At 60.4% G+C, this 15,225-nt stretch carries 17 protein-coding genes and 1 rRNA gene; 6 read left to right on the top strand and 12 right to left on the bottom strand.

Annotated elements, in window-relative coordinates; all coding sequences use genetic code 11:
• A 16S ribosomal RNA gene (locus WKF55_16175) occupies positions 1-322 on the bottom strand; the annotation flags it as partial.
• Between the two features lie 265 nt (positions 323-587).
• Here WKF55_16175 and udk point away from each other — a divergent pair.
• Complete coding sequence (gene udk / locus WKF55_16170; protein MEJ7761119.1) at positions 588-1,466, top strand: uridine kinase; 879 nt, start codon at positions 588-590, stop codon at positions 1,464-1,466.
• On the opposite strand, the gene WKF55_16165 is transcribed toward udk, so the two are convergent.
• The 4 genes from WKF55_16165 to WKF55_16150 form a co-directional block, all read right to left on the bottom strand.
• Entirely contained in the window at positions 1,436-1,876 is a 441-nt protein-coding gene (locus WKF55_16165) for a hypothetical protein (protein ID MEJ7761118.1), read from the bottom strand. The two genes, udk and WKF55_16165, sit on opposite strands and share 31 nt — an antisense overlap.
• Positions 1,876-2,181, bottom strand: coding sequence for a zf-TFIIB domain-containing protein (locus WKF55_16160; protein ID MEJ7761117.1), 306 nt, complete (start codon positions 2,179-2,181; stop codon positions 1,876-1,878). The genes WKF55_16165 and WKF55_16160 overlap by 1 nt, the downstream gene beginning before the upstream one ends.
• A 106-nt stretch (positions 2,182-2,287) precedes the next feature.
• Entirely contained in the window at positions 2,288-3,316 is a 1,029-nt protein-coding gene (locus WKF55_16155) for a class I SAM-dependent methyltransferase (GenBank protein ID MEJ7761116.1), read from the bottom strand.
• Between the two features lie 42 nt (positions 3,317-3,358).
• Positions 3,359-4,342 carry a methyltransferase domain-containing protein gene (locus WKF55_16150; protein ID MEJ7761115.1) on the bottom strand — a complete coding sequence of 328 codons (984 nt, stop codon included), beginning with the start codon at positions 4,340-4,342 and terminating at the stop codon, positions 3,359-3,361.
• A gap of 60 nt (positions 4,343-4,402) precedes the next feature.
• On the opposite strand from WKF55_16150, the gene WKF55_16145 reads away from it, so the two are divergent.
• Complete coding sequence (locus WKF55_16145) at positions 4,403-5,416, top strand: hypothetical protein (protein ID MEJ7761114.1); 1,014 nt, start codon at positions 4,403-4,405, stop codon at positions 5,414-5,416.
• Here WKF55_16145 and WKF55_16140 read toward each other — a convergent pair.
• From WKF55_16140 to WKF55_16115, 6 genes are all read right to left on the bottom strand, one after another.
• The gene (locus tag WKF55_16140; GenBank protein ID MEJ7761113.1) at positions 5,390-6,379 is read right to left on the bottom strand and encodes a Gfo/Idh/MocA family oxidoreductase; all 990 of its coding nucleotides are present in this window, start codon (positions 6,377-6,379) and stop codon (positions 5,390-5,392) included. The genes WKF55_16145 and WKF55_16140 overlap by 27 nt on opposite strands.
• Before the next feature lie 23 nt (positions 6,380-6,402).
• The gene (locus WKF55_16135) at positions 6,403-7,524 is read right to left on the bottom strand and encodes a Gfo/Idh/MocA family oxidoreductase (GenBank protein ID MEJ7761112.1); all 1,122 of its coding nucleotides are present in this window, start codon (positions 7,522-7,524) and stop codon (positions 6,403-6,405) included.
• An 87-nt stretch (positions 7,525-7,611) separates the two neighbouring features.
• The gene (locus tag WKF55_16130) at positions 7,612-8,343 is read right to left on the bottom strand and encodes a class I SAM-dependent methyltransferase (protein ID MEJ7761111.1); all 732 of its coding nucleotides are present in this window, start codon (positions 8,341-8,343) and stop codon (positions 7,612-7,614) included.
• A gap of 187 nt (positions 8,344-8,530) precedes the next feature.
• A complete protein-coding gene (locus tag WKF55_16125) occupies positions 8,531-9,280 on the bottom strand; it encodes a polysaccharide deacetylase family protein (GenBank protein MEJ7761110.1) in 750 nt (249 codons plus the stop codon).
• Positions 9,277-9,735 carry a glycosyltransferase gene (locus WKF55_16120; protein ID MEJ7761109.1) on the bottom strand — a complete coding sequence of 153 codons (459 nt, stop codon included), beginning with the start codon at positions 9,733-9,735 and terminating at the stop codon, positions 9,277-9,279. Before WKF55_16120 ends, WKF55_16125 begins: the two co-directional genes overlap by 4 nt.
• Positions 9,736-9,890: 155 nt before the next feature.
• Positions 9,891-11,123: a glycosyltransferase family 4 protein gene (locus WKF55_16115; GenBank protein ID MEJ7761108.1), complete on the bottom strand. Its 1,233-nt coding sequence runs from the start codon at positions 11,121-11,123 to the stop codon at positions 9,891-9,893.
• Positions 11,124-11,354: 231 nt separating this feature from the next.
• On the opposite strand from WKF55_16115, the gene WKF55_16110 reads away from it, so the two are divergent.
• Entirely contained in the window at positions 11,355-12,692 is a 1,338-nt protein-coding gene (locus WKF55_16110; GenBank protein ID MEJ7761107.1) for a DegT/DnrJ/EryC1/StrS family aminotransferase, read from the top strand.
• A 5-nt stretch (positions 12,693-12,697) separates the two neighbouring features.
• Here the strand turns inward: WKF55_16110 and WKF55_16105 are convergent, their stop codons facing one another.
• The gene (locus WKF55_16105; GenBank protein MEJ7761106.1) at positions 12,698-12,898 is read right to left on the bottom strand and encodes a hypothetical protein; all 201 of its coding nucleotides are present in this window, start codon (positions 12,896-12,898) and stop codon (positions 12,698-12,700) included.
• A gap of 15 nt (positions 12,899-12,913) precedes the next feature.
• Between WKF55_16105 and WKF55_16100 the strand changes: the two genes are divergently transcribed.
• From WKF55_16100 to WKF55_16090, 3 genes are all read left to right on the top strand, one after another.
• The gene (locus WKF55_16100; protein ID MEJ7761105.1) at positions 12,914-13,963 is read left to right on the top strand and encodes a class I SAM-dependent methyltransferase; all 1,050 of its coding nucleotides are present in this window, start codon (positions 12,914-12,916) and stop codon (positions 13,961-13,963) included.
• Positions 13,960-14,883 carry an NAD(P)-dependent oxidoreductase gene (locus tag WKF55_16095; GenBank protein MEJ7761104.1) on the top strand — a complete coding sequence of 308 codons (924 nt, stop codon included), beginning with the start codon at positions 13,960-13,962 and terminating at the stop codon, positions 14,881-14,883. Before WKF55_16100 ends, WKF55_16095 begins: the two co-directional genes overlap by 4 nt.
• The coding region (locus WKF55_16090) for a hypothetical protein (GenBank protein ID MEJ7761103.1) at positions 14,868-15,225 on the top strand (358 nt) is incomplete at its 3' end. The genes WKF55_16095 and WKF55_16090, both read left to right, overlap by 16 nt.

Raw genomic sequence — 15,225 nt, 5'->3', positions numbered from 1 at the left:
GGGCCGTATCTCAGTCCCAATGTGGCTGGCCATCCTCTCAGACCAGCTACCCGTCGTCGCCTTGGTGAGCCGTTACCTCACCAACTAGCTGATAGGCCGCGAGCCCCTCATAGTGCCCCGTAGGTTTCCTCGAGATGAAATGCCTCTCCTCGAGCGTATGCGGTATTACCCGGGCGTTGGCCCGGCTATCCCCCTCACTTAGGTAGGTTGCTCACGTGTTACGCACCCGTTCGCCGGTTACCCATTGCTGGGCCCCCGTGACTTGCATGTGTTAAGCACGCCGCCAGCGTTCATCCTGAGCCAGGATCAAACTCTCCAATAGTTAAGAGATTCGATTGCTCTCCGAACGCGGCTTTACCAGACGCATCATGCCTTCTGGCATCCACGTCCGGAATCACTTGTAATGTTTTCAGGTCTTACTCTCCCCGCAACCCTGAATGGCCGCGGATCATAGAGTTCGCCTCGCACATCACTTGATCTCAACTTCGATTGTCAAACAGCTCTGATGCCAATTCTCCGGCAGCCTTCCATCATACCCCTTTTTTCACAGATCGTCAAGGGTTTGTAACACCTTAGTTCAACAATCCATGCAGGCGCCTCCAGACCCACCATACTCCCTGAACATCGACTCTATTCAGTCTATCGCGTACCATCTGTCACTGCAACCCCTTACATCCCCCAATCACAACAACCTGCCAGCCACTTTCCGACCTCTGCCGACAACACCAGCTGAATACCGAATCAAGCCTCCCGGGAACACCGGATGCACCGACACGCACCGAACTCCGCAAGCCACCAGCCGGAGCCGTACATTTCCACGCGTGTCCAAGCCACTCATCATCGGTATTGCCGGCGGCTCCGGCAGTGGCAAATCGACCGTCGCCCGGAACGTCGCTGACGCACTCACGTCCCTGTCCGTCGCGTTTATCGACATGGATGCCTATTACAGAAATTTCACCACCCTCCCACTCGAGGAGCGCAGAAAAGTCAACTGGGATCACCCGGACGCCTTCGATTTCGACCTGCTCACCAATCACCTGTCCCGGCTCGCCGCCCGAAAAGCAATCCAAAAACCGATCTACGATTTCATCTCGCACCTGCGATCCGAAGATGCCGTTGCCGTCGAGCCGTCCGACGTAATTGTCATCGACGGAATCCTGCTCTTCGTGGACCAACGGGTTCGCGACCTTTGCGATGTAAAAGTGTTCGTCGACGCCGACGCCGATATCCGCCTCATCAGGCGCCTCGAGCGGGACATCTCCTCGCGAGGGCGGCCCCTCGACGAGATCATCGAACAGTATCTGTCAACCGTTCAGCCGATGCACCTTCAGTTTGTCGAGCCAAGCAAGCGCTACGCGGATATCATCGTACCACGCGGCGGGCACAACTCGATCGCCATCGAAATGATCGCCGCCAAAATCCGGCAGCGACTAGGTCACTCCACCCCGGGTCTCACAGCCCCGTAGGAATCCGCAGCCATCCTGAGAGCGAGCAGCGCTGATGCCTCGAGGTCGAACTCGACAGCCATCTCACCAAGCTCGTCACGGCCATGCATATCCTTTCGCCTGGCGACGCCATCGCAAAAAGCATGATGCCGGATATACTCCCTGCTCGCATGCCAGAGCATGTTTGCCTTATGCCACCAGGCAGCATCGCCAGGGCCTGGCGACTTGTTTGCCGCCTTCTCGTACGCCACAACCGCAGCCGACAAACCGTCGTCGGACATTTTCACTACCTCGAGCGCCAACCCCTGTTCCGCGTCCGTACTGCCGTTTTCCATCAATCGCGCATAGCGCCTGTGCTGGCGACCGCACTCCGCGGCAGAACGATAAAGGGAATCGGCATTCTCGAGAATCGTCCCACCGCGCGCCGCCATTAACCGCGGCGTCGGAACACCGACTGCATGAAACCGGATGACCGTGCATCCATCTCCCCGATCAGTTCGAGTTCGCCCTTGTCGAGCCACATTCCTCCACACTCGGGACACTCGTCGATTTTTACACCCCGATGCTCGCGTTCCCCCAGTGTACACCCGCATTTGGGACACTTGTTGGAGTGCGCCGTTCGCTCCTGCTTCGTCCGTTCCTCGTCGAGACGAGCCCGCCGGTCCTTCATCAACTCGGCGTCGTGCCGAGCGAAATATTCGTCCTCATTCCGGCTTGGTTTTTCTTCAGTCGCCATTCCCTTCTCCTCGCGGTGCGTTGACAATGGACAGTCTTGCTTCCCTGACAGCGTGTGGAAGTATTGACCTCACCCATTGCAAACGGAAGTGCAGCGGGAACTGTCCTCATCGTCCGTGCCGGCCACCCCCACGGTTTGACTCGGCCCGCTTCACTGCAACAAGTTGAAAGAATGGTCCAATCAGGAGCAGTATCGGCCGCGCCACTGATATCCCGGCCACGAGATTGTAGACTCGCGCGAACGCTCTGCGAACGCCTCTCGAACTCGCGACGTCGTCGTTCGGGATCGGAGGTACCCGCATCTCGGCGTCGAACTGTGTGTATCTCCGCAGCAGCCGGTCCAGCTCCGATGGAGAGAGAAGGCGCGTTCCGGAGTAATCGCGGCCGCTTATTTTCTTCACGTACGCGTTCTGATAACGCCGGGGCAGCCAGCCGACTCCCCAGACGCGTACGTGCGGCTCGGGGGCGATACTGAACCTGTTCGGCGTCGAGCACGCGAAAGCACCCCCGGATGCGATAACACGGCTCAACTCCGAGAGCACCCGCTCGAGGCGCTCAACGTGCTCCACCACATCGTACATCACCACCCCGCGGATACCTGCATCCGCAAGTGGAAGCGCCTCGGCATTTGCGCACGCAAGTGTCGCACTCCCACCACCACGCTCGATGAGGCGTCTGGCGACAACAAGTACCGACATTCGGTTGTCGATTCCGATTCCCGGTTTCGCTGCTGCACCTGCCGCGGTGAGAAAGCCACCAAGGCCGCACCCCAGACCGAGAAAGGTCCCCTGCCCGGTCACGGTGTTGAGCCAGCCGTCGATTTCGACGCGCAGACGCGCTGGCGCGACAAGCGATTGTCGTGTGCGGACTTCGGTATCATAACGCGACCACCCGTCGGTGCCCTCGCGCACGCTGAAAAACGCGCGGACAAGCTCCTCATCCGACTTGCCCGCAGCATCCGCCGCGATCCCGCGCGCCATAGAATTATCATCCCGCACGAAACTGTCGGCGCACGGTGGGTAGCGAAGGTCGGGAATACCGTCAATGACTTCATACATCGCCGCGCAGCCCAGGCATTCGAGACTCTTGTCGCTGGCCGCAAGCTGTGCGCGACATGCCGGACAACGCCAGATCATGGCCGTGCCCGGCCAGTAGAACGAAGACGGAAAAATCGGCAGCTACGTACTTCTTCTTCCCACAATAAAATATTGCGGAACGACGTTTCTGATCAGGAAGCGGAGCGGCGCATATCTGCTGATCGTCTCCCAGCTCTGCCGCAATCTTTCGTTGCGGTCGCCCAGTTCTCCCACCTCGAACCACGGAAGCATAACTTCGCCAACATTGCGGAACACCGACAATAGCTCGCTTCTCGACAGGAGCCGCGCCTTGTACGGAGTGTGCCGAACGCGCTTGGCCACCGATTCCATCCACGATCGGGGAAGAAGACCAAAACCCATTATTCGAACATGTGGCTCGGGCAAAACACTGTATCTGTTATTGGTGGTGAAGAAGAAAGCGCCACCGCTTCGCAGCACCCGCATCGTCTCATCGCGCATCGCTGCCGGACTGCGTACGTGTTCGACGACGGCGTCAGCGACCACCGCGTCAAATGCCTCGGGCCGAAACGGAAGCGATTCCGCATTCGCGCAAATCAGCGGAACGTTCACGCTTTTTTCACGCAGGTTCTGCTGACCCATGACCAGCCACCGAAGCGCAACGTCAACGCCGACGACGCGGTCGAACGCTGTACTTGCGGCGATGCACATTCCACCCGTCCCGCAGCCGAGGTCCAGTAATTCGCGGTTTGTAACTTCCGGATACCTCATACGCAGCTTGCGCAGCATTCCCGCGCCGCGTCTCGCAGCGGCTGCCATCGCGTTGATGTAACGGGAATGCAATTCGGGCGGACTTTCCGGGGTGAGCACGTAGTAAGCGCGGACCATATCGGTAAACGATCGGCCAGGTGCTGAAAATCCCTCGATCTTGCCGATCTCGTCGGCGACGCTGATGTACGGGTCGGGTTCAAGACGAAAGTCAGGGATCCCGTACCGTACGGGGTATGTGCGCAGGCACGTCTGGCAGACATAAGAGGCCTCGCGCCGGTCCAGCTCACCGTGGCATCCGGGGCAGGCAAGTATCGCCTCAAGCCACCCTACCGTCATGACGAAGTTGGTTTCACGGCCGGGGGAAAGTTAACTTGGCAGCACTCTTACAGGATTTCGATGGCGGAAGTTATTCCCCCCGCGAGCGGTATTGAAGCCGACAAGCGTCCCAGTTCAGATTCAGTCAGCGTCATTCTCGTTGCCATCGGCAGTCTTTCGCATATAGACCGCGCGCTCCGGAGTCTTGAGAATCAGCGGAATGCCCCTGAATTCGAGACGATTGTAACCGCCGACCCGGAACTCGGCGATCTGGGCCCTCTGCGGGCGAAGTATCCCGGCATCCTCATGATTTCCCGCGACGGATGCCGGACGCCGATCGAGCTGACGACGGCAGGCCTCGAGGCCTCGACTGGTGATCGCATCCTGCTCACCGAAGACAGCTGTGTCGCCACTCCTGAATGGGTGGGTACGCTCGCGGCGACTCAGTGGCGCAACCGGGCGGCTGTCGGAGGCCCCATCGAGCCGATGCCGAATGCGTCGCCGGCAATGTGGGCGTTTTTTTATGTTGATTTTTTCAGGTACATGCAACCTCTGGAGGGCGGCGTGTCGCCCTCGCTGAGTGTCTGCAACGTTTCGTACCACCGTTCGCACCTGACGGAAATCAAATCACTCTGGTCCAAAGGATTTCACGAGACCGAAATTCACCGGGCGCTCCAGCAGCGATTCGGCCCGCTCCATATCTGTGCAAACGCCGAGGTGCACGTGCGGCGGACAGTGAGCTTCGGCGACGCGGTATACGAGCGCTACGCATTCGGCCGCCTGTTCGCCGCAACGCGGGCAGTTTATGCAGGTACGCGACGGCGGCTTTTCTACCTGGCGTTCTCGCCCGCGCTACCCGTGCTGCTCATGGGGCGCATGACGGCGAGGGCTGTCAAAAGCGGCCCGATCTTCAGCATGTTCATTCGCGCGCTGCCTGCCCTGATCAGCATGGTGCTGGCGTGGACATGGGGGGAATGGCTTGGCTATCTCACCAAGCGGCGGCCGGCGCGTATTACCACCGCCCCCGAGACAGCAAGCTCCGAGGTGCGGCACTTACCGGTCGAGCAATCACGCAACAGCGCCATCGATGCGTAAAAGCGCGATGATGTCGTCGCGCGCTGCGGCCACCGCGATACTTTCGCCTGCCGAAATCGGTGCAGCACCGCCCTCGAGCGCCGCCGAATAAAACCGGGCAACCAACTCCCTGAGCCCGGGAAAAGCGGATTCACTTCGCATCGCCCGGCGCGTGAGATTTCCCGTCGCGGCGACGAGCGTCGACGCCGAAACCGTGAATGGCCGCGTCGCCTTTCTCATCCGCGAGACCTTGCCTGGCTCTACCACCGCGAAGCCGTGATATAAATCGGCGTGGATTGAGCCGCCGTCGCCGGCAAGGCGCAGCATGTTGCACGTCGGGCGGGTTGTAGTCGACAGCTGAACAGAAAATGACACGCCACGGGCGGTACCGATAATGTGAATCTGGCCCGGCGCCGCGCGGACGCCGAGCCAGCGCATTCCCGACAGTCCACCCGGAATCAGTCTCTCTCCCAGTGCAAGCGGATGAGGCAATATGTCGAATGCGAGTTGATCCCTCGCCATTTCTGAACCGCCCTCCGCCCCGGCAGAGGAGATCTCTGCAGAGAACTGGCGCAGGGGAGCAATGCGATCACGAAGCGCCGCCGCGCGAAGCGTGCCTTGCTGAAATAGGAACTGATGCACAGGACAGAGCAGCACACCCGCCGAAGCCGCGCGCGAATGAAGCTCGGCCACAATCCCGGCCGTTGCGGCAAGAGGCTTCTCAGCGAGGACGTGGCGGCTCGCGTCGAGCGCGGCGGATATGATCGCTTCCCGGCGTGCGGGCGGTGTGCACACGTGAACGACGTCGACCGACGAAATCGCTTCGAGCGGCGACCTCGCAACGCGCGCTCGGCAGGTGTCGGCGAGCTTGAGCGCGCGGGCGGGATCGGCATCTGCAATGACGACTACATTTCCACCTGCCCGATGGACCGCATCGGCATGCCAGCGGCCCATCAGGCCCGCGCCGATAATCGCAGCGCGCAATGGATTCCCGGCCCGCATCTGGGTCAACTCGGGCTGGCGGGCACCGTTGTTTTTTCCGCACCCGGGTAGGCAGCCAGGGTAACACGGTGCCCCGCCTCAGCAGCTTCGTAGCAGGCGTTGATGACCTCGAGAGCGTCGCGTCCGTCCAGAGCCGAGGCTGGAGGCTGGCCGCCACTCGCGAACGCCGCGAGTGAGCGCTCGAGCACATGGCGCGTTGACACAACGCGCGGCTCCTTTGGGTTTCGCGCGAGCATCGTGCGCTTGTTTCCCACCTCGCGCCATGCGAGCCCGGACACACCGTAATCGATTCGCATGTGCGGAACTGTGCTTCGGTAAAGGCCGGCGCTGACTCGCGCGCGTCCGCCGAACGAAGCACGATACGAGGCCGTTCGGGTGTCCGCGCGAAGCTCAAAGTACTGAGTTTCTCCCTTACAGAGGCGATGCTGGAGAATCTGCGCAAGGCGTCCACGCGAGAACTCAAATGAAACGATGGCGACAGCGTCAGCCCCGACGTCCGCGCCGGCCGCCTGTGCTCCACACGCAGACATGGTCGCCGACACTGCGTGCGGCTTTTCGCCGAATAACGCAAGAACGTAGTCCACCAGGTGCACGCCTCCCTCATGGAGCGTTCGGCGCTGCATGCGGCCACGCCATCCTTTTTCCATCCACGGGGCCATGTCCATGTGCTGCCACAGTTGCGCAAAGACTATCTGATCGCCTTTTAGCCCGCCAATCTCGTCGAGGACCGCTCGAAAGATCGGCATCTCGCGGAACTCGTGGTTCAGTGCAATGCGACGACCGGCGGCGTCTGCTGCTGCAATGACCGCGTCCGCTTCGTCGAGAGTGGATGTGAAGGGTTTCTCGCATATCAGATGGCAACCGGCCGCGATTGCCTGCAGGCAAATCTGCACGTGGCTGTCAGGCGGTGTGGCGACGATCAGCACGTCGGGGCGTGCTTCGGCCAACATCTTGTCGAGGTTGTCAAATATGGGAACGCCCCAGGTTTTTGCAGCGTTTGCGCGTCGCTCCGCGTCGAGATCGCAAGCTCCGACGGTTTTGATCCCGGCCATCTGTGCAAGCGCTGGCATGTGCATCTGAAATCCGGCTTCACCGAGGCCGAGAACTGCTATTGTTGAAACGTTCATTGGGTCGAGGAGGGCTGATTGACGTTAGTGGCAAGGCGGGAACCGCAGCGCGATGTGATGCGCTGAGAAGAACGTAACCGCCTCATATCAGGCGGGACGCCGGCATAGAGCAAAGATGGTTCTTCCCAGGGGCAGTTGCCATCCACGCCGCAACGCGCGGCCTTCGAGCGCCAGCCACCTTCGCTTCGCGATACCGGCGAGACTTCGTGTCGAGCGCGGCTCGGAGAGAATGCCGTGATACTCCGAAGACTGACTGTGTCGCGCGCGCATTTCACGGGGAATCTCCGCCAGCCCCAGCAATGCATTGACGCGACCCAGAGTTTCGATGTCGAATCCCGCTGAATCGACTCGGAGCCGCAGGAGTTCCGGGGTGTACTTTCGAAAGTTGTAATCGCGGTCGTCCCTGGCCCGAGGGAATGCCTGTGCGTTTGTGCGGATCAGAAGAACACCGCCGGGCTTCAACACCCGAAACATTTCGGATAGCGCGTCGCTGTCTCCTCCATCGAGCGGAAGATGCTGAAGCACATCGAACGTGATTATCAGATCGGCGCAGGCATCCGGATGTGACAGCGCTGTTGCAGAGGCTTGTACTACCTGATGACCGAAATTGCGAGCAACGGTCAATCCTTCTCGCGAAACATCGAGACCAGCTGCCGTCCACATTGGCCTGTGCCCCTGAAACCATGCGATGGTCTGACCCGACCCGCAGCCGGCGTCGATGAGCAATCCACGCTCTGGCAAGCGAGCGTCGTCGAGCAGCGAGCCTCCGATGTCCCGCATTGCTGCGTTCCACCAGGAGTCCGCTTCGAGCAGCCGCATACGCGCGTAATACTGGGGCGAGAATATTCTCGGGGGGTCAGTGGCTGGCACAACGCCACTGCCGGGCCGCATGCCGCGTTGGCTTCATCGTCGGGTCGGAAAGGTTTGTGAAACGAAACACTGCTCGCTGTCAAAGATATAGGTCGGTAGAAACACGTCCCCGGGACACTGGGGGCCACACCCTCGACTACCATCCGAGCGCGCCCGAGACCAGGCCCCGAACAGTGCGCCCGACTCGACGAAGTCTGAGGTAACGGGAGAAGGCGGGCGTTCCGAAACTTTCCAGCTGCGCCTGATTGCGGAAGTAGTACATGTCGATCCTCGGGACCAGATGTGAATCAACCGGTCCGTCATCGATCTCGCGAAGCTCAGTCGTCACCGCGATGTTGTACGCAGCCGCGGCAGCTTGAACCACCGCGGCGTTAAAGTCTCCATAAGGGTAGCAGAACGATTGCGGCCTGATGCCGAGCTCGGCGTCGATGTCGTCTCCGGCACCCACGATCTCGTCGTGGAGCCGCGACGGGGTGATACGGCTGAGGAACGGATGAGACCGGCTGTGTGCCCCGATCTCGATACCGTGCCCCGCGGCGCGAGCAATTCCCGCCCAGTCGAGCAGCGGAAGCGTTGGAATGCCGGGTGAGCGCTCCGAACCTGACCAGGCGTTGGTCTTGCCCACGTTTCCCGGAACGACGAAAAGTGACGCCGGAAATCCGTACTCACGCAGCACCGGCAGCGCGACGTCGTCGAAATTCCGAAACCCATCGTCGAAGGTCAGGGCAACCGCGGTGCCCTTTGCTGAAGCGAGTATGGACCGAAGCGGCACGACCGGTATTCCCCGTCCGCTCAGCCATTTCAAATGCATCCGGAAGCTCACCGGATCGACGGATATTGCAGATCCCGAATCGTCGATGGAATGATAGGTGAGGACCGCCTTCAAACCCGTGAACCTCTTCCCCCAGGGCCGGAACGCCCCGCGTGGGCCCGGGCCACAATGTCGAGATATTGTGGAAGCACCGCACTCTCGGTCCATCGATCGACGTACAAGCGATATTCGTTTGCTGCCTTGTCTTCCTGATACGGACGATCGTGCTGAAGACGACGCATTGCGGCGATGAGGTCATCGCTGGTATCAAACAGTTCGCCCACTCCGGGCTGAGCCATGATCTCCGGAAACGGCCCAAGCCTTCTGGCAATCACCGGCGTCCGCTCCCTGAACGACTCGATGATTATCACGCCAAACGTCTCAAAGCACACCGAAGGCACGATGGTGCTGACGGCGTGCCGATAATATTTCCCGAGCTGGTCGGGTGGCAGTCGCCCCAGAAACGAGACCTGGTCGAGCCCCGCCGCCAGCGAAGTGAGCGCAGCCCCATGACTACCTTCACCAGCGATCAGCAGATGGCTTCAGGATACTGTCTGAACAAGGCAATCACCTGATCCAGTCCCTTTATTGTTTCCGGGCGACCAACGGCCAAAATCTTCCGCGCTCACGGAAATCGCCGACCCCGATGGGTCTACCGAGTGATACGTGAGGACTGCTCGCACGCTCATGTGCGCGCACGCGCAACGATGTCGAGATAACGCGGAACCACCACACTTTCGGACCAAAGGTCAACGTAAGCCCGATAGGCGCTGCACGCTTTCTCCTCCCGGTAGGCCGGGTCGGACTGCAGACGGCGCATTGCGCTCAGCAGCTCAGCGTCGGTCTCGAACAACTCTCCTCCGTCAGATTGTCGCATTATCTCGGGGAATGGGCCGAGTCGCCGCGCAATAACCGGTGTTCGTTCCTTGAAGGATTCAATGATGATGATCCCGAACGTCTCGTAGCACACCGATGGAACGATGGTCGCAACAGCGCGGCGGTAGTAGCGTTTGAGATCCTCTAGCGGTATGCGCCCCAGAAAAATCACTTGCTCGTTTCCGTCGGCGAGGGAGCGAAGCGCGCCCGCGTGATTTCCATCGCCCGCGATTAACAGGTCAGCGTCCGGATACTGTCTGAACAACGGGATGACCTGATCCAGTCCCTTGATTTTCTCGAGGCGTCCAACGAACAGGAAGTAGGGTCGCGCATGAGGCGGCGGAGAGATGGCTTCTGGCGTTGCGATCGTCGCTGGCGGATCCGGATCGGGGAGAAAGTTCGGCATCACTTCCATAACGCGCGGAAATCCGAACTCGTAGTGTTTGTCCCTGCTGAACTCGCTCATCGCGATGAACGCATGGATGTGGCGAAGCTGGTCGTTGAGATAGCTGGTCCACCGCCACAACTGGGGTGGGCGCCTGTAGTGGAGCTGACAACGGAAGCATTCGCGATGGTCGCACAGTTCGCGGTTATGCCTCCGCAGCACGTGGGTCGGACACACCAGCCAATGGTCGTGCGCCATGTAGAGCCGCGTTGCGACGCCGCCGTAGGACAGCAAGCCGGGTCCGCCAACGAGAGACGGGTTCTGGAAGTTGATGACGTCGAAGCGGCCGTCGCCGAGGATTTCGCCGAGTTTGCGGGCGTTCAAGGTGGGACGTCCGGTCTGCTGGGTCAGCAGCAGGGACAACGGCGCGGCGCCGGATTCGATGGCGATGACTTCGACGCCGTCGTTTCGCACGGGCGCCGGTGGTGCCGGACCGTCGTGTAGTGTGTTGTAGGCGTCAATGTCATGGACGACCGTCACATGGTGTCCGCGGTTCACGAGAGCGCGCGCAAGACGCTGCGTCGCCACCGCGTCGCCACCGAAACTATAGGGCGGATAGAACGTCGTGGGAAAGCAGAAGCGTAGCGGAGTCGTCATGCAGCACACTCCTGCTGGAGCACGCCTTCAGACTGGTCTCTCTCCATGCGGTGGGGCGGCGCTCCAGACTGGGTGCGGAATTATCATAGCTGAATCGGTCTAACGGAAGTGCCAGAATGCCACTCAGCCCGGCGTTTCGCGCAAACCTCCGGCCTCGGCACGGCCTGTAAACATGCGGACGTCGCAGCGAACATTTTTTGATGGCATTTGACAAAACGTGCGGACTTCCCATTGACGACTGTAACACGAGCCGCGAGTATTTACGACACGTTGCCCGACAGGCGCAGCATCCATGCCTGCTGCGAGTCGCGGCTTGCGCGCAACCTGCCAGCGATCCGTCAATACATCCCATCCGTTCCAACCTCGACCATGACAGCGGCGCGGCAGCAGATAGGTGTTGGCGGCTTTCGAACGTCTGCCCGCGCGAAAGAACTTGTGATGCAGGTGCTCGATAGCAACCGGATCACATCCGGTCCGATGATGAGCCGGTTCGAGGCCGAGATCGCGGAAATGCACGGCTGTCGCTTCGGGTTGATGAGCAACAGCGGGACAAGCGCCCTTCAGATCGCGCTCGCCGCGCTCAAGGAGACGTACGGCTGGGCTGACGGCGACGAGGTTATCGTTCCCGCGCTGACTTTTGTCGCAACCGCCAACGTCGTGCTCTACAACAACATGATCCCGGTGTTCGCCGACGTGGACCCGTGTCACTACACGCTTGACCCGGGGGCCGTGGAGCGCCGGGTCACGCCCCGCACGCGTGCGATCATGCCTGTTCACATTGGGGGTATGCCGTGCGATATGGATCCCATCCTCGAAATCGCGCAGAGGCATGGACTTCGAATTGTCGAGGATTCCGCAGAGACGATGTTCGCGAGGTACCGCGGGAGGCCAGTTGGATCGTTCGGAGATGTTGGCTGCTTCTCGACGTACGCCGCCCATATAATCACGACCGGCGTCGGTGGCGTGTGCACCACGAGCGATCCGGACTTGCTGGTGATGATGAAGAGCATCATGAATCACGGGCGCGACTCGATCTACATCCGCATTGACGACGACGCGGGCATGAGCGGCGCCGGCCTGTTTCAAGTGGCCGACCGGCGCTTTTCGTTCGTCCGGCTGGGCCACAGCTTCCGGGCGACAGAGATGGAAGCCGCGCTCGGCGTCGCGCAGGTTGAAGAAAAGGATGAACACTGGGCGAGGCGGCAGCGGACCGCCGCACGTTACCATGCCGCGCTGTCATCGCTGGGCGGCCGCCTTCAGCTGCCCTCAGTCAGACCCGAGACGGATCACGCGTACATGTTCTATCCTCTCGTGTTGACCGACCCGTCGTTAACTCGTGCGAGCGCTATTCAGTTTCTCGAGGAGCGCGGAGTCGAGACGAGATACCTGCTTCCACTCATCAACCAGCCGGTCTATCGGTCGATGTTCGGAAACCTGGACGCCGAGTACCCGGTGGCGGCGCGCCTCAACGAGACCGCTTTTTATGTAGGTTGTCACCCTGAAATGACGGACGATGACGTCGATTATGTCATCGACTGCCTGCAAACATTCTTCAGCGATCGCCCATGATTTCATCAAGTCCGAAAGTGCAATCCAGAAAGAAACCGCTCGCCGCCAGGAGGGACAGCAGCAAGCCGCGACCCGTACGCTGCCAGATCTGTCGCGAACCGACCATACCTGGCCTCGACGTCGGACCACAACCAGTTGGCGACCTCGTGCTCGGCGGGGCTCAGCTCAATCAGCCCGAAACGTTCTACCCAATGCAGCTTCATCATTGCCCGAGGTGCGGATTGACGCAGCTCGGGTATATCGTGAATCCGCGCATCGTCTACAAGAATTTTCCGTTCGTCAGCGGGACGACTCAGACGGCAACGCGGCACCTGCAGAGCCTCCCGCCGCGGCTCGTCGGGATGATGGGGCTTACCGCTCAGTCCTTCGCTGTGGACATCGGGTCGAATGACGGAACGCTTCTGAAAGCGTATGTGCCGTTCGGCGTGAAGCACCTGGGCGTTGATCCTTCCGGCGACCCCGTGCGAATAGCAAGGGAACAGGGCATTCCGACGATGCACGCTTTTTTCGACGATGACTCAGTATCGGAGATAATTGCCGAGCACGGCCGGGCGGATGCCATAACGGCCTGTGGGGTGTTCGGCCACATCGCCGACCTCGCCGGCCTGATGGCAGCGGTTAAGCGACTGCTGGCGCCGGGCGGCGTGTTCGCTACGGATTCCCAGTACTGGCTCGACACCATGGCGCGGCGGCATTACGACAACATGTTTCACCAGCATCTGCGATACTACTCCGTGAAGCCGCTAGCGCACCTGTTCGCTGACTACGGCATGGAGGTTTTCGAGGTTGAGAGGTCGGAGGTGTACGGCGGCTCGATTCGCGTTTTTGCCGGCCACTCCGGGGAGCACGCCGCTACTCCGGCGGTCGCCGAGCTGCAGCGCGACGAGGCTGAGGCCGCGTTGTACGACCGCGCAACCAACGAGAGCTTCGCGCGCGACACGGCTCAACAGCGATCAAGGCTTTTCGACGCGGTTCACGCGCACGTCCGCGCCGGACGCAAGGTGATCGGAATCGGCGCGCCCGCCAAAGCGGCCACGGTCTGCAACTACTGCCGTCTCGGGCCCGAAATGATCGACTACATCACTGAGGTCAATCCGCTGCGGATGGGCAGGTATTTGCCTGGTGTCCACATTCCGATAGTGGACGAGGAGCACATGTTCAAGGATTCGCGCCCGGCCGACGCGGCGGTGCTGTTTGCGTGGAATTACCACGACGAGATCGTTCCACGGCTAAGGCAGCGGGGATTTGCCGGCGAGATCATTCTTCCGTGAAGGCTTCGGGCGCAAGCGCCAGTGGCTCCGGCGCTGGAACTATCCTGTTTGGGGGCAGTGGCTTCCTCGGACCGTACATCCTTGGCAACTATCCTGAAATAATCTCGGTAGGGCGGACCGCACCGACGACGGGAAATCGTCACATCCACATCGATTCGTTGTCCGATCTCAGGCCACTGAACGGTGTGGATTTCGACAGCGTCATCTACATAATCGGAAATACCGATCACTACAATCTTGAGAAGGATTCGCTTGAACCCGGCGAACCGACGGCATTCGACTATCACGTGACGCCCTTTGTCCAGGCGATGGAGCAGCTTAAGCGCTACCCGATCAGGAAGCTCATCCACTTTTCCACCATCCTGCTATACGACCGTGAGCGGCTGTCGCTACCCGTAGATGAGCACGCGCCGATCGATCCGTACCGTACTCGCTATGTCCTGAGCAAGTTCATGGCGGAGGAAGCGTGCAAGTTCTACTCGGCCTGGGTCCCGATCATCAACGTACGGCTCTCGAACATCTATGGGCCGACGCGGCTGGAGCGGTACGATCTCATCCACGTGCTGATACGGAAGCTTCTCGACAACAGGTCGGGCTCCGTCTGGACGACCAGGCCTGAGCGCGATTTTATTTACGTCGAGGACGCCGCTCACGCAGTTGTGAAGCTGCTTGACGCCGACTATTGCGGGACGCTGAACCTTGGCACCGGAACTATGAATTCCGTGGGCGAGGTGGTGGATCTGCTGCGGGAGATCAGCGGATGTCCTATCGAGGTCGAGGGCCGCGAAGTGAATGGGCCCATGCAGTTCCGATGCGACATGCGCACGGTGAACTCGCTTATCGATTGGACGCCGCGGTATTCGACCGAAGCCGGCGTACGTCGCACTTATCAGCTGATGTCGGAATGGGCGCGGGCATAACGCTTGGCATAAGCGGGTGGCGCCTCCAGGGTCAACGCACCGGAATCGGCCGCTACGTGGCGAGCCTCCTCCAGCACATTGACCCACCGACAGCGCGGAACAGTTTTTCCCGTATCAACGTCTATACGCCGGCAGCGATTGATCGATCAGGACTTTATCTGCCGGATACGCTTGACACCACTGTTCTCGCTTCGACGCTGCCGATGATCGCGTGGGACAACCTCCGCCTCGGCCCGTCGGCACGGGAGAGCGTCGTTCTCTATCCCTCGTTCTCCAGGCCAGTGATAACCCGGGGAGCCTCCGTCGTCGTTACTCACGACGCCACGATGAGGGTTGTGCCGG

It is taken from the genome of Gemmatimonadaceae bacterium, assembly GCA_037721215.1.
Taxonomy (GTDB): Bacteria; Gemmatimonadota; Gemmatimonadetes; order Gemmatimonadales; family Gemmatimonadaceae; genus UBA4720.
This window is presented reverse-complemented; position numbering and strand designations above follow the sequence as displayed.